Source organism: Kitasatospora sp. NPDC091276 (genome assembly GCF_040684355.1).
Taxonomy (GTDB): Bacteria; Actinomycetota; Actinomycetes; order Streptomycetales; family Streptomycetaceae; genus Kitasatospora.
The window spans coordinates 169,218-193,152 of the sequence record NZ_JBFBFU010000006.1 but is presented as its reverse complement, the minus strand read 5'-3'; the positions used below and the strand labels follow the sequence as shown (position 1 = coordinate 193,152).

22 protein-coding genes are annotated in these 23,935 nt (G+C 71.0%); 11 read left to right on the top strand and 11 right to left on the bottom strand.

Annotation, left to right across the window (positions count from 1 at the left end):
* Positions 1-61 precede the first annotated feature (61 nt).
* Positions 62-2,551, top strand: a complete 2,490-nt coding sequence (gene hrpB / locus AB0O19_RS10105; protein WP_363619080.1) for an ATP-dependent helicase HrpB — start codon at positions 62-64, stop codon at positions 2,549-2,551.
* A gap of 43 nt (positions 2,552-2,594) precedes the next feature.
* Here the strand turns inward: hrpB and AB0O19_RS10100 are convergent, their stop codons facing one another.
* From AB0O19_RS10100 to AB0O19_RS10090, 3 genes are all read right to left on the bottom strand, one after another.
* Positions 2,595-3,845: a hypothetical protein gene (locus tag AB0O19_RS10100; protein ID WP_363618960.1), complete on the bottom strand. Its 1,251-nt coding sequence runs from the start codon at positions 3,843-3,845 to the stop codon at positions 2,595-2,597.
* Between the two features lie 132 nt (positions 3,846-3,977).
* Entirely contained in the window at positions 3,978-4,112 is a 135-nt protein-coding gene (locus tag AB0O19_RS10095; RefSeq protein ID WP_363618959.1) for a DUF397 domain-containing protein, read from the bottom strand.
* Positions 4,075-5,022 (bottom strand): helix-turn-helix transcriptional regulator, encoded by a 948-nt coding sequence (locus AB0O19_RS10090; RefSeq protein WP_363618958.1) that lies wholly within the window; start codon positions 5,020-5,022, stop codon positions 4,075-4,077. Before AB0O19_RS10090 ends, AB0O19_RS10095 begins: the two co-directional genes overlap by 38 nt.
* Before the next feature lie 161 nt (positions 5,023-5,183).
* Here AB0O19_RS10090 and AB0O19_RS10085 point away from each other — a divergent pair, with 161 nt between their 5' ends.
* Positions 5,184-5,633, top strand: coding sequence for an ATP-binding protein (locus tag AB0O19_RS10085; protein WP_363618957.1), 450 nt, complete (start codon positions 5,184-5,186; stop codon positions 5,631-5,633).
* Between the two features lie 13 nt (positions 5,634-5,646).
* The gene (locus AB0O19_RS10080) at positions 5,647-6,213 is read left to right on the top strand and encodes a hypothetical protein (protein ID WP_363618956.1); all 567 of its coding nucleotides are present in this window, start codon (positions 5,647-5,649) and stop codon (positions 6,211-6,213) included.
* 86 nt (positions 6,214-6,299) lie between these two features.
* Here AB0O19_RS10080 and AB0O19_RS10075 read toward each other — a convergent pair whose 3' ends face one another.
* The 4 genes from AB0O19_RS10075 to AB0O19_RS10060 all read right to left on the bottom strand — a co-directional run bounded on the left by AB0O19_RS10075 (position 6,300) and on the right by AB0O19_RS10060 (position 9,497).
* Positions 6,300-6,758, bottom strand: coding sequence for a DUF4277 domain-containing protein (locus tag AB0O19_RS10075; protein ID WP_363618955.1), 459 nt, complete (start codon positions 6,756-6,758; stop codon positions 6,300-6,302).
* 706 nt (positions 6,759-7,464) lie between these two features.
* Entirely contained in the window at positions 7,465-8,079 is a 615-nt protein-coding gene (locus tag AB0O19_RS10070) for a hypothetical protein (protein ID WP_363618954.1), read from the bottom strand.
* Between the two features lie 13 nt (positions 8,080-8,092).
* Positions 8,093-8,602 (bottom strand): hypothetical protein, encoded by a 510-nt coding sequence (locus AB0O19_RS10065; protein WP_363618953.1) that lies wholly within the window; start codon positions 8,600-8,602, stop codon positions 8,093-8,095.
* A gap of 640 nt (positions 8,603-9,242) precedes the next feature.
* The gene (locus AB0O19_RS10060) at positions 9,243-9,497 is read right to left on the bottom strand and encodes a hypothetical protein (RefSeq protein WP_363618952.1); all 255 of its coding nucleotides are present in this window, start codon (positions 9,495-9,497) and stop codon (positions 9,243-9,245) included.
* Between the two features lie 818 nt (positions 9,498-10,315).
* Between AB0O19_RS10060 and AB0O19_RS10055 the strand changes: the two genes are divergently transcribed.
* The gene (locus AB0O19_RS10055; RefSeq protein WP_363618951.1) at positions 10,316-11,167 is read left to right on the top strand and encodes an alpha/beta hydrolase; all 852 of its coding nucleotides are present in this window, start codon (positions 10,316-10,318) and stop codon (positions 11,165-11,167) included.
* A 107-nt stretch (positions 11,168-11,274) separates the two neighbouring features.
* Here AB0O19_RS10055 and AB0O19_RS10050 read toward each other — a convergent pair whose 3' ends face one another.
* Together AB0O19_RS10050 and AB0O19_RS10045 are read right to left on the bottom strand one after the other, a co-directional pair.
* Entirely contained in the window at positions 11,275-11,676 is a 402-nt protein-coding gene (locus AB0O19_RS10050; protein WP_363618950.1) for a hypothetical protein, read from the bottom strand.
* Positions 11,677-11,824: 148 nt separating this feature from the next.
* Positions 11,825-12,487 carry a class I SAM-dependent methyltransferase gene (locus AB0O19_RS10045; RefSeq protein ID WP_363618949.1) on the bottom strand — a complete coding sequence of 221 codons (663 nt, stop codon included), beginning with the start codon at positions 12,485-12,487 and terminating at the stop codon, positions 11,825-11,827.
* A 70-nt stretch (positions 12,488-12,557) separates the two neighbouring features.
* Here AB0O19_RS10045 and AB0O19_RS10040 point away from each other — a divergent pair, with 70 nt between their 5' ends.
* Entirely contained in the window at positions 12,558-13,247 is a 690-nt protein-coding gene (locus AB0O19_RS10040) for a TetR/AcrR family transcriptional regulator (protein ID WP_363618948.1), read from the top strand.
* A 69-nt stretch (positions 13,248-13,316) separates the two neighbouring features.
* Here AB0O19_RS10040 and AB0O19_RS10035 read toward each other — a convergent pair whose 3' ends face one another.
* The gene (locus AB0O19_RS10035) at positions 13,317-13,865 is read right to left on the bottom strand and encodes a GNAT family N-acetyltransferase (protein WP_363618947.1); all 549 of its coding nucleotides are present in this window, start codon (positions 13,863-13,865) and stop codon (positions 13,317-13,319) included.
* A gap of 122 nt (positions 13,866-13,987) precedes the next feature.
* On the bottom strand, positions 13,988-16,675 hold the full coding sequence (gene polA / locus AB0O19_RS10030) for a DNA polymerase I (protein WP_363619079.1): 2,688 nt from the start codon (positions 16,673-16,675) through the stop codon (positions 13,988-13,990).
* Positions 16,676-17,006: 331 nt separating this feature from the next.
* Between polA and AB0O19_RS10025 the strand changes: the two genes are divergently transcribed.
* From AB0O19_RS10025 to AB0O19_RS10000, 6 genes are all read left to right on the top strand, one after another.
* Positions 17,007-17,471 carry a hotdog fold thioesterase gene (locus tag AB0O19_RS10025; protein ID WP_363368771.1) on the top strand — a complete coding sequence of 155 codons (465 nt, stop codon included), beginning with the start codon at positions 17,007-17,009 and terminating at the stop codon, positions 17,469-17,471.
* Positions 17,472-18,062: 591 nt separating this feature from the next.
* Positions 18,063-19,301, top strand: a complete 1,239-nt coding sequence (locus AB0O19_RS10020; protein ID WP_363588910.1) for a branched-chain amino acid ABC transporter substrate-binding protein — start codon at positions 18,063-18,065, stop codon at positions 19,299-19,301.
* A 220-nt stretch (positions 19,302-19,521) separates the two neighbouring features.
* Entirely contained in the window at positions 19,522-20,451 is a 930-nt protein-coding gene (locus AB0O19_RS10015; RefSeq protein WP_063347149.1) for a branched-chain amino acid ABC transporter permease, read from the top strand.
* 5 nt (positions 20,452-20,456) lie between these two features.
* On the top strand, positions 20,457-22,385 hold the full coding sequence (locus AB0O19_RS10010; RefSeq protein ID WP_363619078.1) for a branched-chain amino acid ABC transporter permease: 1,929 nt from the start codon (positions 20,457-20,459) through the stop codon (positions 22,383-22,385).
* An 8-nt stretch (positions 22,386-22,393) separates the two neighbouring features.
* Positions 22,394-23,215 (top strand): ABC transporter ATP-binding protein, encoded by an 822-nt coding sequence (locus AB0O19_RS10005; protein ID WP_363619077.1) that lies wholly within the window; start codon positions 22,394-22,396, stop codon positions 23,213-23,215.
* On the top strand, positions 23,212-23,928 hold the full coding sequence (locus tag AB0O19_RS10000; RefSeq protein WP_363618946.1) for an ABC transporter ATP-binding protein: 717 nt from the start codon (positions 23,212-23,214) through the stop codon (positions 23,926-23,928). The genes AB0O19_RS10005 and AB0O19_RS10000 overlap by 4 nt, the downstream gene beginning before the upstream one ends.
* Positions 23,929-23,935: the final 7 nt, after the last annotated feature.

Genomic DNA, 23,935 nt, shown 5'->3' with positions numbered 1-23,935 from the left:
CCCCGCCTTGCCCGACCCCGCCTCGCCGAACCCCGCCTCGCCGAACCCCGCCTGGCGCGAACTGCCCGTCCGCAGCGCCCTGCCCGCACTGCACGACGCGCTGGACGGGCCGGGCACCGCCGTCCTCGCCGCCCCGCCCGGCACCGGCAAGACGACCCTGGTGCCGCTCGCGCTCGCCGGTCTGCTCGATCCCGGGCGTCCGACGCTTCGCGTGCTGGTCGCCGAACCGCGCCGGCTCGCCGTCCGGGCCGCCGCCCGGCGGATGGCCTGGCTGCTGGGCGAGGCGGTCGGCGGGCGGGTCGGCTACACCGTGCGCGGGGACCGTCGCGTCGGCCCGGAGACGGTGGTCGAGGTGGTCACCACCGGGGTGCTGCTGCAACGGCTCCAGCGCGACCAGGAGTTGCCCGGAGTGGACGTGGTCGTCCTGGACGAGTGCCACGAACGGCACCTGGACGCCGACACCGCGCTCGCGTTCCTCCTCGACGTCCGGGCGGCACTGCGGCCCGAACTGCGGCTGGTCTGCGCCTCGGCCACCTCCGACACCGCGGCCTGGGCCGAACTCCTCGGCGGCGCGCCGGTGGTGGAGGCGCACGGGGTCTCCCACCCGGTCGAGACGGTGTGGGCACCGCCGCCGCGCGCCGTCCGGCCCGCCCACGGCACCCGGGTCGACCCGGCGCTGCTCGACCACGTCGCCGCCACCGTCCGGCGGGCGCTCGCCGAGCAGGCGGGCGACGTGCTCTGCTTCCTGCCCGGCGTCGGCGAGATCAGCCGTGTCGCCGGGCAGTTGTCCACCGTGGCGGCGGACGTACTACAACTCCACGGCCGCGCCCCGCAGGCCGTCCAGGACGCCGCCCTCACCCCCTCGGACGGCCGCCGCGTCGTGCTCGCCACCGCCGTCGCCGAGTCCTCGCTCACCGTGCCCGGCGTGCGGATCGTGGTCGACGCCGGGCTCGCCCGCGAACCGCGCACCGACCACGCCCGCGGCCTGGCCGGCCTGGTCACCGTCCGCGCCTCGCTCGCCGCCGCCCGCCAGCGCGCCGGCCGTGCGGGCCGCGAGGCCCCCGGCACCGTGTACCGCTGCTGGAACGAGGCCGAGGACGCCCTCGCCGCCCGCTTCCCCACAGCGGAAATCGCCCTCGCCGACCTCACCGCGTTCGCTCTCCAGGCCGCCTGCTGGGGCGACCCGGACGCCACCGGCCTCGCCCTGCCCGACGCCCCGCCCGCCGGGGCGATGGCCGCCGCCCGGCAGACCCTCCAGGCCCTCGGCGCCGTCGATGCCGACGGCCGGGCCACCCCGCGCGGCGTGCGCCTCGCCCGCACCGGGCTGCACCCCCGGCTGGGGCGCGCGCTCGTCGACGGCGCCCCTGCCGTCGGCGCCCGTCGAGCGGCCGAGGTGGTCGCCCTGCTCTCCGAGGAACCGCCGCGCGCCCTCGGCGACGACCTCGGCGCGGTCTGGCGGGCGGTCCGCTCCGCCAACGACCCCTACGCCGGCCGCTGGCGCGAGGAAGTCCGCCGCCTGCTGCGCGCCACCGGCTCCGAACCCGCCACTCAGCTGCCCGACACGACCGCCGCCGGCCTCGTCGTCGCCCTCGCCTTCCCCGAACGCATCGCCCGCGCCCGGGTCGAACGCCCCGCCCCCGGCGAGCGAAGCCCGTACCTGATGGCCTCCGGGACGGCGGCCGAACTCGCGCCCGGCACCGCGCTCGGCGCACTGCCATGGCTCGCCATCGCAGTCGCCGACCGCCCGGCCGGCTCCCCTTCCGCCCGCATCCTGCACGCTGCGGCACTGGACGAGGACACCGCCCGGCTTGCCGGTGCCTCGCTGCTCGAATCCCGCGAGGAGGTCCACTGGGACACCCGCCGCGACGAGGTCGTCTCCCGCCGGGTCGAGTCGCTGGGCGCGATCGAACTCGCCGAGAAGCCGCTCAGCCGCCCCGACCGGGCCCTCGTCCGCACCGCCATCCTCGAAGGCCTGGCCCGCGAGGGCATCAGCACCCTGCTGACGTTCCCCTCCGGCCTGCGCGAACGCCTCGCCTTCCTCCACACCGCCATGGGCGACCCCTGGCCGGACGTCTCCGACGCCGCGCTGCTGGAACGCGCCGACGAATGGCTGGAGCCCGAACTCTCCCGCGCCCGTCGCCGCGCCGACCTCGCCCGCATCGATACGACCGCCGCCCTGCAACGCCTGCTGCCCTGGTCCACCGGCGAGGCAGGCCGCCTGGACGAGCTGGCCCCCGAACGCATCACCGTGCCGTCCGGCTCGAAGATACGCGTCGACTACAGCACCGAACGCCCGGTGCTGGCCGTCAAGTTGCAGGAACTCTTCGGCTGGACCAAGACCCCTGCCCTGGCCGCCGGCCGCGTCCCGCTGACCATTCACCTGCTCTCCCCCGCCGGCCGCCCCGCCGCCGTCACCGGCGACCTGGAGAGCTTCTGGCAGAACGGCTACCGCGCCGTCCGCGCAGAGCTGAGAGGCCGCTACCCCCGCCACCCCTGGCCCGAGGACCCGTCGACAGCGGAGCCCACCCGCCGCCTCAACCCGCGGAACTGACACTCCTCCTCGGCGGGGTCGGGATTCCCGGCTCGCGCTGCCGTCAGGAGATCGAGAAGCCCATCTGGTTCACCACCGGCGTCATCGGCACGTAGAGCACCTGCGCGTAGCAGGTCGTCGAGTGAGCCGTCGATCCAGCCGGGCAACCGACCTCCGACCTTCCGGCCACGATCACGCCGCGAGCCTCCATGTCGCCGTTCGCGCCGGACGGGTTGGCGAGTGCGGGGCCGCCGCTGTCACCCTTCGCGCCGATCGCCCGTCGGTCACCACCCTTCGACTCCGCGATGTCCACCGGCTTGATCTTCGTCCCCTCGTCGTTCGTCGTCTCGACATCGACCTTCTTGACCTCCACGTCGCACTTCCACCCCGACTGGGCGCCGCTGAGGCAGACGAGGTCCCCCACGTTGTTGCGTCCGATCCCGTACGTGCGTCGCGACGAACCGCCGCTGTCCGACCAGGCGCCGTCGTAGAACCGGCCGGCGCCGCCGCCGTTGATCGCGATCATGCCGACGTCCAAACCGTCGCCGATCGCGTACAGGTCGCCGATGTAGCCGTTGGTGCCGTTGTAGTACCGGCCGGCGCCGCAGTGTGCGGCGGTCAGCAGCACCTTCGTCCTGTCCTTCCAACCGCTGAACGCGGTCGAGCAGAACGAGGCCTTGCCGGTGTTGACCTCGGCGCCCGCGTAGTACGGCGCGCTGTCGGAGTGCCGGCTGCCGGACAGCGCTGCCGGGATGCCCTCGACGGTGGCCGTCACCGGCATCCCGGCGATCTCGGCGGCCGTCCGGGAGTACGCCTGCTCGGTCGTGGCGCCGCCGGTCGGCCGGGTCGCCTTCGTCGGCACGTACGTGATCGCGATGGCGGTGCCGTCCTCCTGCGGGCCGATCGACGTCCACGCCTCGGGCGCCACAGCGGCGGTGAACCGGTCGATCGCGGCGCGCATCTCCGCACGGGAGTAAGGGCTTTGGTGGACGTCGACGGTGTAGCCGGGGCCGGCGTTCGCGTCGAGCAGCGCCCGGACCTCGGCCGGGGCCTCGCCCTTCCAGTAGACGTCGGCGTGCTGGTTCGACGCGTCGATCACGGTCCCGGCGTAGCCGTCCGCCGCCGGGTCGCCGGACTCCACCCAGTCCTGCACCGGGTCCGTCATGCGGTGGAGCTTCTGCTGGGCCTGCGGGTCGCGGAGCACCGGCAGGCTGACCGACGGGACCGGCCCGTCCGGCGCGGCGTCGGCGGCGACGAGGGCGGAGGCAGTCACGGCGGACAGGGCCAGGGACAGCATGAGACGGGAGCGGCGCATACGCGGTCCTTCGACGGGGCTGGCGGGCCGACACCCAGCGTAGGGACCGATCCGCGTTTCGCCTGGTCAGAAGGCGCGTTTCAGGCTACGGAAGGCGCACGCGGAAGGCGACGCGCCCCCGGCAGCAGCGGGTCACCGCTCCGGGAAGTCACCGGCCTGGACGAAGGAGAGGAAGGACGTCCAGGCCGAGGCCGGGAAGACGAGCACCGGCCCGTGCGGGTCCTTGGAGTCACGCACGGGGACGAGGCCGGGGAATCCGGGGGCCACCTCGATGCAGTCTCCGCCGTTGCTTCCGCTGTAGCTGCTCTTGCGCCAGACTGTCGAGTCGAGCTCGTTCCTCGTCATCTCTGAACCCTTCCAGCGCGTCGGCGATCAGCGCGAGCGAGTCGGCTACTGGCAGTGCCGCCTCGTGGAGCAGATCATAGCTCCACCGATGCCGCACAACGATCGCCGGATCATCGCTGGAGTGCCCGCGATCGAGGCTCTCGGAGTAGACGCAGGTGCGGCCGTCGGGCATCTCCAGCATCACCATGGACTTGTCAGCATTGGCCGGTCGACGCGTGAATGGCACAACCTGGACGATCACGTTCGGAAGTCTCGAAACGTCCAGCAGGTGCTGCATCTGCCGCCTCATCACCTTTGGCCCGCCGACAACAGTTCGGATGGCGCTCTCGTCCAGAATCACCAGCAGAGTCGGCCCATCCAACTCCAGGAACCGCCGCTGCCTCGCCAATCGAGCCGCCGCTCGCTCTTCGATCACTTTGGGCTTCCCAGCCGCATCGCTGACCGCCAGGACTGATTCGGCGTATTCGCGACACTGCAGGAGGCCATGCACGACGGCCAGCTGAAAGATCCTCGCAGCCACGGCCTCGGATTCCATGTCGACGTGACTCTGAAACCAGTCCGGATGTTCAATCCCGGCGTTCCAGTCCACCCTCCCCCAGATCCGCCTCAACGCACCGCCCGTGTTGAGCAGTTCGTCGGCCTTCTCCACCAGCTCCGGCGGCATGCGGCGCTGACCGGTCTCGTACCGGGTGATGTTCGTCCGGCTGCAGTGCAGCAGCTTGCCCAGCTCCTCCTGGGTGTAGCTGGCCAGCTCCCGGTAGAACCGCAGCTCCTCGCCGAACAGCTCCGCCGAACTCGCCGTCAGCTCCCGCTTGAACCGCCGATGTGCCACAGCCGGCCCCCTCACGCACCACGTGCCCATGGCACCCGATTTCGGCCATCACCGTACCTCTGGAACCTCGATGATTGACACCAGAACGCGATCATTCGAATGCAAAGCGTGATTGCGCACTACCTTCGCACGCCCCCATCCGCCCCCTGAGGTGCCCCGCCATGCTCAAAATCCGTACCGCGCCCCGCCCCCGAACGTTCGCCGCGCGCCTGGACTCCCGCACGGAATCCACCCCCGTCGCCCGGCAGTTGCTCCGCGCCTACCTCGCCGCCCTCCCCACCGGCGACCGCTACACCGACACCGCCGAACTCCTCCTCGGCGAACTCTTCGCCAACGCCGTCCAGCACACCGACGCCCCCACCGACCGCCTCATCGAGGTCCACTTCGCCCTCACCGGCGACCGCCTACGCCTCGAAGTCCACGACGCCGGCACCGGCCGCCCCTCCCTCCACACCCCCACCCCCGACGACGAACACGGACGCGGCGTCCTCCTCATCAACGAACTCGCCGAGAAATGGGGCTGCTGCCCCCGCGCCGGCGGCGTCGGCAAGTTCGTCTGGGCCCTCATCGCCCCCGCACCCTCCCCCACGTCCACCCTCCTCACCGTCTGAACAGGCACCCACCATGCGACTCCCCCTCACCGCCCGCCACCTGTTCGACACCGGCTCCACCCCCGCCGACACCTACGCCACCCTCGCCCGCCGCACCCGCGAGCCCCTGCGCTCAGCCCGCGCCGTCTGCACCGCCCTCGGCATCCCCGCCGCCGAAACCCAACGCCGCCTCGACGACTGCTACGACGCCCTCCTCGCCAACCCCCGCCCCGGCACAGAGAACGACACCGGCGAACTCCTCGAAGCCCTCGGCGTCTTCGACATCCCCAAGACCCCCGACGACCGCGACCTCGCCGTCATCGAACTCTTCCTCACCGCCATCGACGCCCACGGCAGCATCCGCGCCGGCCACCAACACGGCCTCACCCGCTGGTTCACCACCGGCAACCTCACCACCGCCTACCTCTCCCTCACCGCCACCCAACCCCACCCCACCACCGGCGACCCCACCCACTACTGGACCACCCTCACCACCGCCGGCGAACTCCTCACAGCCCGCCCCTCCCCCGACCCCCGCCTCAAACCCGCCCTCACCCACGCCCGCACCCAAGCCCAAGCCGCCCGCGAAACCCACCCGTAGGCACAGGCAGTGCCGATGCGTCACGTCGTTGTCGGGGCTGCTTCCCGCCCTCCCCGGCGTCTCCCGGGTCAGACTGCCCTCGGCTTCTACCCGACTTCTGCGACAGCCGGGCGGCGGGGCCCTTCCATCCCCGCTCGGTTACTCAGCGCCTCGTGGCGCACGGTCATGTCCCAGTGAATCCGAGACACGTCGATACCGAACTCGGCGTTGGCCTGAGCGCCGACGGTGCCGACCAGTTGGTCGAGGTGCGGGGCGATCGCGTCCAGGGCGCGGGCGAGCCGGTCGTCGCCCAGCAGGTCCGGCTCGGCGCCGAAGACCTCTTCCACCGCCCATTCCCGGGCCCAGACGCCCACACGGACCAGTGGCGCCGGGGCGGACAGCCGGTTGGCGACCAGCACCTCGATCACCTGGCCATGCGTGAGATGCGCGACCTCACGGATCGGGCACAGCTCGTCGACGATCCCGGCCACGTCCAGCCGGCGCAGAAACTCGGCAGAGGCGGGCAGAGCGCCCAGACGCCTCTCCACCACGGGAGCGATCTCCACGGCGAAGAGTGGACGGTGGACCCGCGAGCGACGTGAACGAGATATCGGCACGCCAGGCTCAACGACCGACACGCCAACCGGGATACCGGTCGCATCACCACATCTCCGAACTCGTTATGTGCGAAGTCCGGGACTAACTGTCAACTTTCCCGATTCCGCAGGTCGTTGCGAGTTCTGGGCACTCCCCTCATAGCAAGTAGTTTCGTAACGCTCGATCCCGGCCCGGACGATTCTGGCGACCCGGCAGCAGTTCACATGCTCTTGAGGTTCGTGCTTGCACTGCTGGCGCACCCTGCCAAACCGTTCTGATGCCCGACCATAAACGCGGCACGGGCTGCGGTGGCCTCTACAGCTCGACGTCCATCCAGGCAACGTCGTTGAGCTCGACGTCGAGGCCGCGCCCCGGCGGCCGCCGTCCTTGAAGTAGTGGTCCCGCAGCGCTTCGGCGAGGATCGCTTCCTGCTGGGCCTGGGGGGCGCCGGCGTCGCGGGCCTCGTACAAGCGCTGGGCGAAGGAGCCGGGCATCTTCTGCGTGATCACGCGGGGGCGAGATGGTCGTGGGAATGTCGCCCCGTCAGATCGACGTCGAGGCTGGCAGCGCGGCGCCAGTCGGACCGCCCGCGGCGACGACGCAGCGTGTGGGCCTGCTACGGCCGCAGGCAGTTGAGGGCGCCCTCAACTGCCTGCTAGAAGATACCGTGCTCCTTCAGGAGGTGCTGCGTTCCGAGGCCGGCCGGTGGATGGCCTCGGGAAAACCCACGGCCAACACCACGCTTTGGCCCTCCTGCCAGAACCACAGCGAATCGCCTGACTTCTTTTTCACCTGGGCCGACTCTCCAGCCCCTTCAATTTTGACCGTCATTGCTTTTTCAGAGCAGCCGACGGTCGCGAAGGTGAAGGGCTGAATCTGGGACGACGCCAGGGTGTATTTCCCTTCAAGAACATTCCCAGGGAATTCCTGATGGGAGTCCGAGGAACCCGTGCGGCCAGCCGGCCGGGGCGAACCGAGCGATGTCGGAGCCGTGGTGGTCGGCTCGGTCAACGAGTCCGGCAGGAGTGCCACCTGGCACGTTCCATCCCTCACGGAGAGGACCACATCGGTACCCGAGAGCGCTGCGACCCCCAGGATCTTCGCGGCGCCCTTCGAGGGCGGGGCATCGATACTGCCCTGGACGGGTGCGCCGATGGGCGCGGCGGCGAGCCCGTTCAGGGCCCACGGCCCATCACCACCTTGAGGCACAGTACCGCCGTCGGTGCATGCGGCGGTGAGGCCTGCTATGAGGAGAAGTGCCGCGCCCGCGAGCCCGCTGGATCGCCGCATGTGCCGAAGTCCCTTAGTTGGCCCAGTGGTTGTAGCAGAAGCCTACCGGGTGGAAGGCATCGCCGCCGCCGACGTAGCGGTTGCCGACCGAGGTGTCGTAGACGTCGAAGGTGAAGTGGTCAAACAGCGGATAAGCCTCCAACGTGCCGAACTTGCCATCCGGAACGGCGTACGAGCCGGTCTCGGTGTTGGTGGCGGTGTCCGTGACGCTGAACCCGACAGTCCCGGACACCTTCCACGCCGCGATCGACACGCTCGACGACCACTGGCTGGACACCGCACGGCTCTGGGACAGCGACAGGGTCATCGGTCCCCAACCGGTGACCATGTCCACCCTGTCCGTCCCGCAGGTCTGCCCCTGGAACACCGAGTTGCGGGACTGGAGCCACGGCGAGTCCGCGAGCGACCCCTGCACCCCCTGGGACGCGGTGACCCGACCCGATTCCGGCATCGGGAGCTTCACGGCCGGCGCCTTGCGGTCGATCGTCCAGTGCTCCGGCACCGCCCCAGCCGGAAGCTGCACCGTCGTCTCCGACGCCGGGACCGGCCTGGGGCCAGATGCCGGAGCCGCCAGCGCCTGCGGAGCCGCCAGCGCAAGCAGCGCCCCCGCCCCGACGACAGCGCCTACCATTTGAGAAATACCCTTACGCATTCCTTTCCCTCCGAGTTCGGCGTATTTCCGTGTCCGCATCTTCCGGACACACCTGATACTTACCCTAAAAAAAGCCAAGGACAAGGGAAATTCGCACCATTTGAGCCTGCCTTGAGTGCGGAATCACGATAAATCCGACACGGTCATCCAATTCAGACGAAGAGGGAATTTAGAGTTCCGAATATATCAGTCCGGTTAATGCGGCGGCAATGGGCGGACAATGTGAGCGTGGCGTGTCTTCGGCGCCTCCCGGGTCCCACACATAGCGGATCACCGCCGACGCCGGCGCGGACGGAAACTCGTGACTGAGCGCTTCACTTGGCGCGCCGAGTAAAGCGCTGACCAGCGACGATACTCAGAGCCGTTCGCGAAGGGAACGACCTTTGAAGCCTCGCAAACCTGCTTGACCAGGAAGAACGCCGAACGCTCAACCCACCACATCAACCGCGAACTTGCCAACCGGAGTGCTCAGTCACAATTCCGGCGACACGGGGCCGCCGGGGAGGTGGTTCTACAGCTCGACGTCCATCCAGGGATCGAACGCGGCCTTGGGCCGGGAGCCCTCCACCGGGCCGGACGTCCAGCCAGCCTCGGTGCGCACCGCGCGGGTCGGCGGGCGCAGTGCGGTGACGATCTCCAGGCCTGAGACGGCGGTGGAGCCGTGGGGGGGGGTGAGGGCGCGGGTGGCGTAGGTGCCGAAAAGGCGGTCCAGGTCCGGGGCGGGGGGGGTCGTCGGGGATCTGCCAGCCGCCGGAGGCCAGGGCACCCCAGGCCGGGATGCACAACTGCACACAGACCCGCTTGCCGTCCTCGGGGGTGCGATAGACCCTGGCCCACGGGCCCAGGCCGCGCTGGGTGAGCAGCCAGCCAGCCCTCTCCAGCGCCTTGACGGCCTTGTGACCCTTCGGCAGCTGGCCCAAGCACTGGACGAACTCCTTCTTCTCGTCCCGGCCCATCGGCGGCAGGCCGAGCTCCGCCAGGTCGGCGTCAGAGATGATGACCAGGGCGTCGCCGTCCTTGCCATGCTGGTGCAGCCGCGGAGAGCCAAGCCTGGTCTCCAGCGCCCACCCCACGACATCCGCGAGGGTGCGGCCGGACGGCGCGGCCGGGGCGAGGGTGCCGTCGGCGAGGTAGGCGACCAGGGCCCGGCCGGACGGCGCGACATCCACCACCGCGAGCGGGCCGGCCGGCCGGGAAGCGGGCGGCCGCGGCGGTCTTCCAGTCGGCCGGGCCCGCCTCGGCTGCCGGCTTCTTCGCCGCCGCCTTCCGCGACCGCGACGGTGCGCCAGCTGTCGGACGCGACGACGACGCACGGCGCGACGCAACCACCGGACCGGCTGCGAGGGCGGCCTGGCGGGGCACAGCGGCCGAAGCGACCGGCTCGACCGGGGCGCCAGGCTCGGCCACAGCGCCGGGCCGGGCGCAGGAAGTCGGCCCCGCCGACTTCCTCCGACTGGGCCCTCACGCCAAGGGCGAGCGCCGGCGTCGGCCACCGCACCGCCCGCCGCGTCGTCCCGCCGCACCCGCCTGGTCAGCCCTGTGATCTGATCGTCCTCTTGACGGACCGCCACCAGGAGCTGACCCATGTCGACACCCCAGCCCACTGCCCTCCGCCTGACCGTCGGCCGGCACACCTTCGACGCGCTGGCCGCCGGGCCCGCCGACGGGGAACTCGTCCTGCTGCTGCACGGGTTCCCCGAGTTCGCCGACTGCTGGAGCGCCGAGCTGACCGCGCTGGCCGCGGCCGGCTACCGCGCGGTGGCGGTGGACCAGCGCGGCTACTCCCCCGACGCCCGCCCCGCGGACATCGCGGACTACTCCGTCGAGCTGCTGGTCGCGGACGCGCTGGGCTTCGCCGACGCCCTGGACGCGCCGCGCTTCCACCTGGTCGCCCACGACTGGGGCGGCCTCGTCGCCTGGGCGCTGGCCTCCACCCACCCGGAGCGGCTGCACAGCCTGACCGTGCTCTCCACCCCGCACCCCGAGGCGCTCTACGAGGCCCTGAACAACGACAGCGACCAGCGCCAACGCTCTCAGTACATCAGGGAGTTCCGCCTGCCGGGGCACGTGGCCGAACAGGCCATGCTGGCCGACGACGCGGCCAGGCTGCGCGCGATCTACCGGGGCGCGCTGCCGACGGACCAGGCCGAGTCCAACGTCCGACGGCTGACCGAGCCGGGCGTGCTGACGGCCGGGCTCAACTGGTACCGGGCGATCAACGAGGAACTCCGGGTGCCGGCCGGCGAGATCACCGTCCGCACGCTCTTCGTCTGGGGTACCGAGGACCGCGCCCTGGGCCGCGAGGCAGCCGACCTGACGGCCAAGCACGTCAGCGCCCCGTACCGGTTCGTTGCGCTGGAGGGCGCCACCCACTGGCTGCCGGAGGCCGACGCCGAGCGGATCGTGCCGCTGCTCCTGGAGCACCTCGCGGGCTGACCCGGAGGTGTTCCCGGCGCGCCGCCCCACCGGCGCGCCGGCTTCCCCGCCCTCAGGCCGCCCTCAACCCGCCCTCAACCCGTACTCAGCCCGGCCCCAGCCCGGCCTCAGCGCGTCTTCGGCGCGTTCCGGGATCGCGCCCAGCTCTCCGCCTGCTCCTGGTCCCACAGGAGGCGGGCCCCGAAATCCTTCTCCTCGCCGGGTTCCGCCTCCGTCAACGCGCGCACCAGCGCCGGGCTGTAGACGGCATGGACCCGGAAGTTCACCAGGAACCGACTCTTGATCACGATCCGCACGTAGCGACGGCTGTTGCCCCGGTGGCGTCCGGCCACGATGACACAGTCACCGCCGTCACCCCAGGCCAGCGGCGCGATCCATACCTTCGCCCCCGGCGCGAAGTGCCTCAGCCCCTTGCGGATCTCCGACCCGCCTTCGCCGTGACCGGTCTCCTGGGCGACATTGGCCACGAGGCACACGCCCAGCGGCTCCGGTCCGGTTGCATCCGTCATGGCAGCAATGATCGCCTGACCGGACGCAGTGGCGCGCGTCCTTTTTCCCTGGGCATTCGCGAGTTGCCCACGCGTCACGACCAGTGTCGTACCGGACTACCCCCACGAAGAAGGCGGTACCCGCACCTGATCACGACGCCACACGGGTCTACAGGCGGCAGCTGATCTCCATTCCGTCCTCCACGGGGAACGTGACGCTCTGGTAGCCGTTGCGGGGGTCGCGGACGTAGTCGAGGTAGGGCGCGAGGGCCTCCAGGTCGACGTCGTCGGCGACGACGAGGGTGCCGGGCGCGAGGCGTGGTTCGAGGAGTCGCAGGACGGGCAGGCACAGGTCCTTCCAGCCGTCGAGGAGGACGAAGTCCGCGGAGCCGTCGACTGCGGCGAGGGTGTCGCGGGCGTCTCCTTCGAGGACGGTGATCAGGTCGTCCAGCCCCGTCTCGGCGAACGTCCGGCGGGCGGCCGCGGCCTTGGCGGCGCTCAGTTCCGTACTGATCACCCGCCCCGTCCCGTTGTCGCGCACCGCGGCGGCGAGATGGAGCGTGGAGATGCCGAAGGACGTGCCGAACTCGACGACGGTGGCGGGGCGGACGGCCCGGATCAGGTTGTAGAGGAGGCGGCCACCCTGGGCGGAAATCGGCATGTACACCTCGGCGTTGGCGTCGGCCTGCTCCTGCGGGCCGAGGGGCGCGGCGCCCTGGGGCCACGCCGCCCGGATCCGCCTGCTGGTCGCCTCGTCCTGCTCGGCGTGCCGGAACATCCGGTCGAGGGCGGTGGCGACGCGGGGGTCTTCGAGGGTGTTGGTGGGTGTCATGGGCCTAGACTAGACGCACCGTTGCGTTGCGTCTAGCGGTTCTGGCCTACCCTGGCCCCAGGAGGCAGACATGGAACGAGGAAGTACGGCCGCCGCGGCGGCCGGGTCACAACCGGCGGCACGCCACCACGGCAACCGGCACGGCCGCAGCGAACAGGCCCGGCAGGCAGTGCTGGAGGCCGCCGACGACCTCCTGGTCGAGAAGGGCTTCACCGGCGTCACCATCGAGGGCATCGCCGCCCGGGCGGGCGTCGCCAAGCAGACCGTCTACCGCTGGTGGAAGACCAAGACCGACATCCTCCTGGACGCCTTCCTCCAGGACGCGGCCGAAGCCCTGACCCCGCCGGACCACGGCGACCTGGCCCCGGACCTGCGCGCCCACCTGCGCCAACTGGCCCTGTTCCTCACCCGGTCCGACGCGGGCGCCGTCTTCAAGGCCCTCATCGGGCACGCCCAGCACGATCCCGCGTTCGCCGCCGCCCTGCGGTCCGGGTACCTCGACGAACAGCGCCGACGCGACCGGCTCCCGCTGGAACGCGCGGTGGAACGCGGCCAGCTCGCCGCAGGACTCGACATGGCGGCGGAGATCGACCAACTCGTGGGGCCGCTCTACCACCGCGTCCTGGTGACGGCGGAACCCGTGGACCAGGCCTTCACCGACCGCCTCGTCGAGGCGTTCCTGCACCGCGCGGACGTAGCCGACGTAGCCGACGTAGCGGACGCAGCCGACGCAGCGCGCGCAGCGCACGCGGCGGGGTAGCCGACGCAGGAGAGACGGTGAGCAGTTGACTCCGAGGCACCGGCGGGACCGCCGATCGGATGGCCGAGCTCAGTGCCGAGTGGTTGTTGCGGCGTACTGGTCCGACGACAACGCGAACACCCGCACTCGCCGACCGCCGGCGGGACTGACGGTCTCACGGGTCAGCTGCATCCCCAGTTTGGTCATGATCCGTTCGGAGGCGTCGTTGCCCACCTGAGTGATGCTGACGATCCGCTCCAGCCCTCGCTCCTCGAACGCGAACCGCACAGCGGCCGCAGCGGCCTCGGTGGCCAAGCCCTGCCCCCAGTGGGAGCGCCCCAACCGCCAGCCGACCTCGACCGCCGGCAGTACCTCCGGCAGGAAGCCGGGGACCGAGAGACCGGTGAACCCGGCCAGCTCGCCAGTGGAGCGGATCTCCACCGCGAACAGGCCAAAGCCCTGCGCATCCCACTCGCTCTCCCACGCCTGGATCCCGCCGCGGGTCTGCTGCTCGTCACGGACGCTGCCGTCCCGGATCCACCGCATCACCTCGGGGTCGGCATTGACGGCAGCCATGGGCGCAACGTCCTCCTCGCGCCAGCGGCGCAGGATCAGACGCGGAGTCTCAAGCGTGGCCATCGGATCATTCTGGACAGCCAAGGGGCTCTTTGCCATCCCCCGCTGCGCGACGGCCCGCGGAAACCTGGCAGCGGGCTCGGACACCAGCCGTGTCCGAGCCCGCCGAGAACCGCGCCGCCGGATCAGTGCGCGGCGGCCTCCCAGTTGGCGCCGACGCCCACCGAGACGTCCAGCGGGGCGCGCAGCGGGTAGGCGCCGGCCATCTGCTCGCGGACGATCGCCTCGACCTGCTCGCGCTCGCCCGGCGTCAGCTCCAGCACGATTTCGTCGTGCACCTGGAGCAGCATCCGGGAGGTGAGGCCGGCGGCGCGCAGCGCCTCGTCCACCCGCAGCATGGCGATCTTGACGATGTCGGCGGCCGAGCCCTGGATCGGGGCGTTGAGGGCCATCCGCTCCGCCATCTCGCGGCGCTGGCGGTTGTCGCTGTTGAGGTCCGGCAGGTAGCGGCGGCGGCCGAGCAGCGTCTCGGTGTAGCCGGTGGCGCGGGCCTCGTCGACGACCCGGCGCAGGTAGTCGCGGACGCCGCCGAAGCGCTCGAAGTAGGTGTCCATCAGGCCCTGGGCCTCGCCGGGCTTGATGCCGAGCTGCTGCGAGAGCCCGTACGCGGACAGCCCGTAGGCGAGGCCGTAGGACATCGCCTTGATCTTGCGGCGCATCTCGGCGTCCACCGCGGCGCCCGGGACCTCGAAGACCTGGGAGGCGACGGTGGTGTGCAGGTCCTCGCCGGTGGCGAAGGCCTCCAACAGGGCCTCGTCCTCGGAGAGGTGGGCCATGATGCGCAGTTCGATCTGCGAGTAGTCGGCGGTGAGCAGCGACTCGTAGCCCTCGCCGACGACGAAGGCGCGGCGGATGGCGCGGCCCTCCTCGGTGCGGACGGGGATGTTCTGCAGGTTCGGGTCCTGCGAGGAGAGCCGGCCGGTGGCGGCGACCATCTGGTTGAAGGTGGTGTGGATGCGGCCCTTGGGCGAGACCGTCTTGAGCAGGCCCTCGACGGTGGTGCGCAGCTTGGCCTGGTCGCGGTGGCGCAGCAGGATGACCGGCAGTTCGTTGTCGGTCTGGGTGGCGAGCCAGGTGAGCGCGTCGGCGTCGGTGGTGTAGCCGGTCTTGATCTTCTTGGTCTTGGGGAGGGCGAGCTCGCCGAAGAGGATCTCCTGGAGCTGCTTGGGCGAGCCGAGGTTGAACTCGCGCCCGGCGGCGGCGTGCGCCTCCTCGACCACGCGCTGGATCTCGGTGGCGAACTGCGCCTCCAGGCTGGTGAGCCAGGGGCGGTCGGCGGCGATGCCGGTGCGCTCCATCCGGGCCAGCAGGGCGGCGATCGGCAGCTCCATGTCGCGCAGCAGCCCGGTGGCGCCGACCTCGGCGAGGCGGGTGTCGAAGAGCGCGGCGAGGTCGAGGACGGCGCGGGCCTGGAGCATGAGTGCCTGGGCGCCGGCCGCCGGGTCCTCCTCCGGGGCGTCGAAGGCGAGTTGGCCGTCCTCGGTGGCGGGGGCGGGGGTGAGCGAGCGGGCCAGGTACTCCTCGGCGAGCACCTCCAGGGTGAAGGTGCGGCGGCCGGGCTTCTCCAGGTAGGCGGCGAGGGCGGTGTCGGCGACGACGCCCTCGATGGCCCAGCCGCGCTCGGCGAAGGCCCGCATGACCTGCTTGGCGATGTGCAGGGCCTTGGGGGCGGCCGGGTCGGCGAGCCAGGCGGCGAAGGCCCGCTCGTCCTCCTCGGCGAGCTGCGCCGGGTCGAACCAGGCGGCGGACTCCCCTGCGGCCAGGGCGACTTCGGTGACCTCGCCGGTGCCGAGCGCCCACTGGTAGACGGCGGCGAGGGCGACCGGGGCCTTGGTGTCGGCGGCGTGCTCGCGCAGCCAGCCGGCCAGCGTGCCCGGGTCGGTGAGGAGTTCGCCGTCGACCTCGACGCCGGGGGCGAGTTCGGCCACGGCCTCCTCCTCGCCGCCGGCCGGGTCGATGCCGTGGACGCGGTCGCGGAAGTTGGCGTTGCGGAACTCCAGCGACTCCATCAGCGTGCCGACGGCGGCCTTGTCGAACGGCGCGCGGGCCAGGTCGCCGACGCCGAGCGGGAGTTCGACGTCGCGGACGAGCTCGGTGAGGACGCGGTTGCGCTTGACCGAGTCGAGGTGTTCGCGCAGCTTCTCGCCGATCTTGCCCTTCACCTCGTCGGCGCGGGAGACGAGTTCGTCGAAGGAGCCGAACTGGTTGACCCACTTGGCGGCGGTCTTCTCGCCGACGCCGGGGATGCCGGGCAGGTTGTCGGACGGGTCGCCGCGCAGGGCGGCGAGGTCCGGGTACTGGCGCGGGGTGACGCCGTACTTCTCGGCGACCTTCTCCGGGGTGTAGCGGGTGAGCTCGGAGACGCCCTTGGTCGGGTAGAGCACGGTGATGTGGTCGGTGACCAGTTGGAGGGAGTCGCGGTCGCCGGTGACGATGTCGACGTCGTAGCCGGCCGCCTCGGCGGCGGTGGCCAGGGTGGCGATGATGTCGTCGGCCTCGAAGCCCTCGGCCGTCAGCCGGGGGACGTTCATCGCGTCGAGCAGTTCGCCGATCAGGCCGATCTGGCTGCGGAACTCGTCCGGCGTCTTGGCGCGGTTGGCCTTGTAGTCGGGGAACTCGACGGAGCGGAAGGTCTGCCGGGAGAGGTCGAAGGCGACGGCGAGGTGGGTGGGCTGCTCGTCCCGGACGGTGTTGGCGAGCATCGAGGCGAAGCCGTAGACCGCGTTGGTGGGCTGGCCGGTGGAGGTGTTGAAGTTCTCCACGGGCAGGGCGTAGAAGGCCCGGTAGGCCATCGAGTGCCCGTCGAGCAGCATCAGCCGGGGCCGCGGGCCGGCCCCGCCGCCACCCGTCGCGCCCTTGTCCGTACTCTGCGTAGCCACGTCAACGTCCCGTTCCTGCCGATTCCACTACCGGCCACCGATCCTATGGCCCGGCACCGACAAAAGGGGCGCCGTGCCGATCGGGCGCCGTGCCCGTCGGGCGCGGGCGGCGGGGGCGCGCCGGGGGCCGCCGTGCCCGGGGCGTCCGTTGACACGCCCCGGCCCCGGACACGCCCCGACCCCGGACACGGCCGCTACCGCCGAGTAGGACGGTCGTACGATCACAGGCAGCACGATGACGATCCCCGAGCGGCAGGAGTTCCCCATGACCGACGCGGCCCCCGACGCGGCCCCCGTCCTGAAGGTCCCGCAGGACGTGCTGGACCACTTCGCCAAGCTCGGCGTCGACCCGCAGACCTTCTCCGGCGGCGCCCTCGGCGAGAAGCTCGGCATCCGGATCGTCGAGGCCTCCGGCGACCGGGTGGTCGGCACCATGCCGGTGGAGGGCAACCAGCAGCCGTACGGGCTGCTGCACGGCGGCGCGTCGGCGGCGCTGGCCGAGACGCTGGGCTCGATCGGCGCGATGCTGCACGCGGGCCCCGGCCGGTACGCGGTCGGGGTGGACCTCAACGCCACCCACCACCGCTCGGCCACCTCCGGGCTGGTCACCGGGGTGGCGACGGCGGTGTTCAAGGGCCGCACCGCCGCCACGTACGAGATCGCGATCACCGACGACACCGGCAAGCGGGTCACCAGCTGCCGGCTGACCTGCATGCTGCGCGACCTCTGACCCCGCGCCGGGACCCTTCCCGGTGCCGACGGATCATCAAATCCCTTCACCGCCCCCTTGTTTGACCTTCCGCCACCCTGGGCAGGCGTTGGTCTGGACAAGGGGGCGGCGGCATGTCCGGGCGCGGCCGACGCGGCAGCATGCCCGGAATCCGCGCAGGTAACGCTACGTAACAAGTAGGAAATCCGAGCAATGGCCCGCTCCGAGGCTCGCAGGCGGCCCGGAGTTCCTTCGCCATGCCCTCGCTGTCCGAAATCCGGACGGGCATGACCGGAACAAGTGAATCGGACACAGGTGTCCGACTATCGACCAGGCCAGCTGCAACCCCCATTTCTGGCCCTTACATCGCCCCAACAGCCCCTAAACGCCCTACATCGGCGGATCGGTCGCGCCAAAACGACCACATGCTGAGACAACTGCTCTGTGTGCTCATAACAAGAGAATCACAGCCTCGCCACACCACTGCCCGAGTCGCCCAGAGGCATCTAGAGTCACGGCCAGTCACCGCGCCAACGGATTGGGCCCGGCCCTCCGCGCATCCCGGCTCCCGCCAACTCAGGCGCGGCGCCTCCCGAACCGAAGGGGACCCTCGTGCGTCACCGTTCCGCAATTGTCGTGAGCATTGCCGTGATCGGCGCCCTGAGCCTCAGCGCGTGCGGCTCCCGCGACGACAAGAAGTCCGCCGACGGAGGCAGCGGCAACAGCGGCTCCGCCACCACCGTCACCATCGGCATCGACGCCCCGCTCACCGGCGACCTCTCCGCCATCGGCATCGGCATCCGCAACTCCGTCGACCTCGCGGTCAAGAAGGCCAACGAGCAGAACGAGGTCCCCGGCGTCAAGTTCCAGGTCAAGGCCCTGGACGACACCGCCAAGCCCGGCCCCGGCCAGCAGAACGCCACCCAGCTCGTCGCCGACAACAGCGTCCTCGGCGTCGTCGGCCCGCTCAACTCCAGCGTCGCCCAGTCGATGCAGCAGATCTTCAACGACGCCAACCTCGTCGAGATCTCCCCCGCCAACACCGGCGTCGCCCTCAGCCAGGGCGAGAAGTGGGTCACCGGCGAGAAGAAGCGCCCCTTCAAGACCTACTTCCGCACCGCCACCACCGACGCCGTCCAGGGCCCCTTCGCCGCCCAGTTCCTCGCCAAGGACGCCAAGAAGTCCAAGGTCTTCCTCATCGACGACCAGAAGACCTACGGCGCCGGCCTCGCCGCCACCTTCAAGGCCGAATTCACCAAGCAGGGCGGCAACATCGTCGGCGAGGAGCACGTCAACCCCGACGACCGCGACTTCTCCGCCATCGTCACCAAGGTCAAGACCTCCGGCGCCGAAGCCGTCTACTACGGCGGCGAGTACCCCGCCGCCGGCCCGCTCTCCCTCCAGCTCAAGGACGCCGGCGTCAACATCCCGCTGATGGGCGGCGACGGCATGCAGAGCGCCGACTTCATCAAGCTCAACCCCAAGAGCGCCGGCGACTACGCCACCGCCGTCGGCGGCGCCGTCGAGCAACTCCCCACCGCCGCCAAGTTCATCGCCGACTACAAGGCCGCCGGCTACAAGGACCCCTACGAGACCTACGGCGGCTACTCCTACGACAGCGGCTGGGCCATCATCCAGGCCGTCAAGGCCGTCGCCGCCGCCAACAACGGCAAGCTGCCCGCCAACCCGCGCGCCGCCGTCGTCGACGCCGTCCAGAAGGTCTCCTTCGACGGCGTCACCGGCAAGGTCTCCTTCGACGAGTTCGGCGACACCACCAACAAGCAACTCACCGTCTACACCGTCAAGGACGGCAAGTGGACCGTGGAGAAGACCGGCACCTTCAACGGCTGAACCTTCAACGGCTGAACCTCCAGCGGCTGGGCCTTCAACGGCTGAGCCCCCGACAGCTGGGCCTCCAGCGGCTCAGCCCTCGACGGCTGAACCTCAACCGCTGAGCCGGCCCGCACCACCTTCCAGCAGCACAGCGCGCGGGGGCGCCACGAGTGCCCCCGCGCGCCCCCACATCCACCACCCACGCGGACAACCCCGAACGCACTACGGAGGCCCAGCGGTGCACGACCTACCGCAGCAGCTGGCCAACGGCCTGATCCTCGGCGCCCTCTACGGACTCGTCGCGATCGGCTACACGATGGTCTACGGCATCGTCCAGCTCATCAACTTCGCCCACGGCGAGATCGTCATGGTCGGCGGCTTCGGCGCCCTGACCGCCTACCTCGCCCTCCCCGGCGGCACCACCCTGTGGCTGGCCCTGCCGCTCATGCTGATCGCCGGCATCCTGGTCTCCACCCTCACCGCCGTCGCCGCCGAGCGCTTCGCCTACCGGCCCCTGCGCAACGCCCCCCGACTCGCCCCCCTCATCACCGCGATCGGGCTGTCCATCTTCCTCCAGCAACTCGTCTTCTCCTTCTACCCCGACGCCAAGAAGGCCCGGGTCTTCCCCAAGATCCCCGGCGACCCCTTCAGCCTCGGCTCCGTCACCATCCAGCGCAGCGACCTCTTCCTGCTCATCGCCGCCCCGCTGTGCATGCTCGCCCTCGGCTGGTTCGTCACCCGCACCCGCTCCGGCCGCGCCATGCAGGCCACCAGCCAGGACCCCGACACCGCCAAGCTCATGGGCATCGACACCGACCGCATCATCGTCATGGCCTTCGCCATCGGCGCCGCGTTCGCCGCCGTCGCCGCCGTCGCCTACGGACTGCGCAGCGGCCAGGTCGACTTCCGCATGGGCTTCATCCTCGGCCTCAAGGCCTTCACCGCCGCCGTCCTCGGCGGCATCGGCAACATCTACGGAGCCATGCTCGGTGGCATCGCCCTCGGCCTCGCCGAAAGCCTCGCCACCGGCTACATCCAGCACCTCCCCGGCATGCACCTCTTCGGAGGCGGCGCCTGGAAGGACGTCTGGGCCTTCGTACTCCTCATCCTCGTGCTCCTCGTCCGGCCCCAGGGCCTGCTCGGCGAGCGCGTCGCGGACAGGGCGTGACCACCATGACCACCACCACCGAAACCACCCCGGTCATCCCCCTGCCGGCCCGCGCCGCCACCGCCCTCACCGGCCTCGGCGCCCTCACCACCGCCGCCTCCGCCGCCCTCCCCTGGACCTGGACCTCCGACTTCCCCGGCGACCTCACCTACACCGGCTCCCCCGCCGGCCTCCAATGGCTCGCCCTCGCCGCCGGACTCCTCGTCCTCCTCCTGCTCCTCGCCACCCACGGCACCCCCGGCCTGCGCTGGGCCGCCCCCACCCGCAGCCACAACGCCGTCCTCTACGCCGCCACCGGCGCCCTCGCCGTCAGCGTCTTCTCCGTCGCCGCCATCGCCACCGAACTCGGCGGCCTCGCCAACCTCGAAGCCGGCGGCTGGATCCTCGCCGCCGGCGGCCTCCTCACCGTCCTCGGCGCCCTCGGCCTCCCCCTCGACCGGCGCACCCGCGTCCCGCTGCGCATCCTCGACAAGCGCCTCTTCCTGCTCGTCCCCGTCGCCCCCGCCGGCTGGTTCGCCGCCCACGCCATCCCCGGCGACCAGCCCGTCGCCCCCGTGATGACCGCGCTCGCGGGAGCCCTCGCCATCGCCGCCGGCGTCGTCCTGCTGCTCCAGCTCGGCCACCTCGCCCACACCTGGCTGCGCCTGGGCACCGTCGACCGGCCCCTGCCCGCGCCGCGCCAACTCCCCTCCTGGGCCGAAGTCCTGATCATCGTCCTGGCCTTCGGCCTCGGACTGTTCACGATCACCTTCGGCATCGACACCGAGTACGGCGAACTCTTCATCGGCTACCTGCTGCTCGCCGCCCTCGTCGTCCCCGCCCTCACCCGGTCCGGCCTGCTCGCCCGGCTGCGCGCCCTGACCGTCAAGCACCGCCCCGTCACCACCGGCGCCGCCTTCGCCGCCGCCGCCAGCTTCCCCTTCACCCAGACGAGCGACCAGTACACCTCCGTCGCCACCAACATCCTGATCTTCGCCACCGTCGCCCTCGGCCTCAACATCGTCGTCGGCCTCGCCGGCCTGCTCGACCTCGGCTACGTCGCCTTCCTCGGCGTCGGCGCCTACGCCGCCGCCCTGGTCTCCGGCTCCCCCGCCTCCCCCATCCACGTCCAGTTCCCGTTCTGGGCCGCGATGCTCACCGGCGCCGCCGTCTCCATGGTCTTCGGCGTCCTCATCGGCGCCCCCACGCTGCGCCTGCGCGGCGACTACCTCGCCATCGTCACCCTCGGCTTCGGCGAGATCTTCCGCATCACCATGCTCAACCTCAACGGCACCACCGGCCCCAAGGTCACCAACGGCTCCAACGGCATCCCCCGGATCCCCGACCTGGAGATCCTCGGCTTCGACCTCGGCAAGCCGCACACCGTCGCCGGCATCGAACTCGGCCGCTTCTCCAACTACTACCTGCTGATGCTCCTCGTCACCGCCCTGGTCGTGCTCGTCTTCGCCCGGGTCGGCAACTCCCGCATCGGCCGCGCCTGGGTCGCCATCCGCGAGGACGAGACCGCCGCAGAGGCCATGGGCATCAACGGCTTCCGCCTCAAGCTCCTGGCCTTCGCCCTCGGCGCCTGCCTCGCCGGCCTCGCCGGCACCGTCCAGGCCCACGTCAGCTACACCGTCACCCCCGACCAGTACACCTTCGCCGAGGCCCTCCCCCCCAACTCCGCGTTCCTGCTCGCCGCCGTCATCCTCGGCGGCATGGGCACCATCAGCGGGCCCCTCGCCGGCGCCACCCTCCTCTTCCTCATCCCCAAGAAGCTCGAATTCCTCTCCGACTACCAGCTGCTCGCCTTCGGCGCCGCCCTCATCATCCTGATGCGCGTCCGCCCCGAGGGCCTCATCCCCAACCGGCGCCGCCAACTGGAGTTCCACGAGGCCGCCATCCCGGCCCAGCCCGCCGGCGACGGCGCCGCACTCACCAAGGCAGGGGCGTGACCACCCAGATGACCACCACCGCCACACCCCTGCTCGAAGTCACCGGCGTCACCATGCGCTTCGGCGGCCTCACCGCCGTCAACGACGTCAGCCTCACCGTCGGCGAAGGCGAGATCATCGGCCTCATCGGCCCCAACGGCGCCGGCAAGACCACCTTCTTCAACTGCCTCACCGGCCTCTACGTCCCCACCGAGGGCGCCGTCCGCTACCGCGGCACCCTCCTGCCGCCCAAGCCCCACCTCGTCACCCAGGCCGGCATCGCCCGCACCTTCCAGAACATCCGGCTCTTCGCCAACATGACCGTCCTGGAGAACGTCCTCGTCGGCCGCCACACCCGCACCAAGGAAGGCATCTTCTCCGCCATCCTCCGTGGCCCCGGCTACCACCGCGCCGAAAACGAGAGCCGCGAGAAGGCCATGGAACTCCTCGCCTTCACCGGCCTCGCCGACAAGGCCGACCACCTCGCCCGCAACCTCCCCTACGGCGAACAGCGCAAGCTGGAGATCGCCCGCGCCCTCGCCTCCGACCCCGGCCTCCTGCTGCTCGACGAACCCACCGCCGGCATGAACCCCCAGGAGACCCGCGCCGCCGAGGAACTCGTCTTCGCCATCCGCGACCAGGGCGTCTCGATCCTCGTCATCGAGCACGACATGCGCTTCATCTTCAACCTCTGCGACCGCACCGCCGTCCTCGTCCAGGGCCAGAAGATCGTCGAAGGCGACCGCGCAACCGTCCAGAACGACGAACGCGTCATCACCGCCTACCTCGGCGCCCCGCTCGAAGGCACCACCCCCGCAGTCGCGGAGACCGTTACGGAGACCGACCAGTGACCGCACTCCTCGAGGTCGAGGACCTCCGCGTCGCCTACGGCAAGATCGAAGCCGTCAAGGGCATCAGCTTCACCGTCAACCAGGGCGAGGTCACCACCCTCATCGGCACCAACGGCGCCGGCAAGACCACCACCCTGCGCACCCTCTCCGGGCTCCTCAAACCCACCGCCGGACGCATCGCCTTCGACGGCCAGGACCTCACCGCCGTCCCCGCCCACAAGATCGTCGCCCTCGGCCTCGCCCACTCCCCCGAAGGCCGGCACATCTTCCCCCGCATGACCATCGAGGAGAACCTCCTCCTCGGCGCCTTCCTGCGCACCGACACCGCCGGCATCACCGCCGACGTCGACCGCGCCTACGACCTCTTCCCCATCCTCGGAGAACGCCGCCGCCAGGCCGCCGGCACCCTCTCCGGCGGCGAACAGCAGATGCTCGCCATGGGGCGGGCCCTGATGTCCCAGCCCAAACTGCTCATGCTCGACGAGCCGTCCATGGGCCTGTCGCCGCTGATGATGCAGAAGATCATGGCGACCATCATCGAGCTCAAGGCCGCCGGCACGACCATCCTGCTCGTCGAACAGAACGCCCAGGCCGCCCTCTCCCTCTCCGACCGCGGCTACGTCATGGAGACCGGCCGCATCGTCCTCTCCGGGACGGGCGCCGACCTCCTGCACGACGAGTCCGTCCGCAAGGCCTACCTCGGCGAGGACTGACACCCCC

What these genes read in the sequence shown, in the direction of transcription:
- AB0O19_RS10100 (WP_363618960.1), bottom strand. Translation starts at nt 3,845, where the DNA reads ATGCGCCGCTCCCGTCTCATGCTGTCCCTGGCCCTGTCCGCCGTGACT.
- AB0O19_RS10085 (WP_363618957.1), top strand. Translation starts at nt 5,184, where the DNA reads ATGCTCAAAATCCGTACCGCGCCCCGCCCCCGAACGTTCGCCGCGCGC.
- AB0O19_RS10080 (WP_363618956.1), top strand. Translation starts at nt 5,647, where the DNA reads ATGCGACTCCCCCTCACCGCCCGCCACCTGTTCGACACCGGCTCCACC.
- AB0O19_RS10070 (WP_363618954.1), bottom strand. Translation starts at nt 8,079, where the DNA reads ATGCGGCGATCCAGCGGGCTCGCGGGCGCGGCACTTCTCCTCATAGCA.
- AB0O19_RS10055 (WP_363618951.1), top strand. Translation starts at nt 10,316, where the DNA reads ATGTCGACACCCCAGCCCACTGCCCTCCGCCTGACCGTCGGCCGGCAC.
- AB0O19_RS10050 (WP_363618950.1), bottom strand. Translation starts at nt 11,676, where the DNA reads ATGACGGATGCAACCGGACCGGAGCCGCTGGGCGTGTGCCTCGTGGCC.
- AB0O19_RS10045 (WP_363618949.1), bottom strand. Translation starts at nt 12,487, where the DNA reads ATGACACCCACCAACACCCTCGAAGACCCCCGCGTCGCCACCGCCCTC.
- AB0O19_RS10040 (WP_363618948.1), top strand. Translation starts at nt 12,558, where the DNA reads ATGGAACGAGGAAGTACGGCCGCCGCGGCGGCCGGGTCACAACCGGCG.
- AB0O19_RS10035 (WP_363618947.1), bottom strand. Translation starts at nt 13,865, where the DNA reads ATGGCCACGCTTGAGACTCCGCGTCTGATCCTGCGCCGCTGGCGCGAG.
- polA (WP_363619079.1), bottom strand. Translation starts at nt 16,675, where the DNA reads ATGCTGCTCGACGGGCACTCGATGGCCTACCGGGCCTTCTACGCCCTG.
- AB0O19_RS10025 (WP_363368771.1), top strand. Translation starts at nt 17,007, where the DNA reads ATGACCGACGCGGCCCCCGACGCGGCCCCCGTCCTGAAGGTCCCGCAG.
- AB0O19_RS10010 (WP_363619078.1), top strand. Translation starts at nt 20,457, where the DNA reads ATGACCACCACCACCGAAACCACCCCGGTCATCCCCCTGCCGGCCCGC.
- AB0O19_RS10005 (WP_363619077.1), top strand. Translation starts at nt 22,394, where the DNA reads ATGACCACCACCGCCACACCCCTGCTCGAAGTCACCGGCGTCACCATG.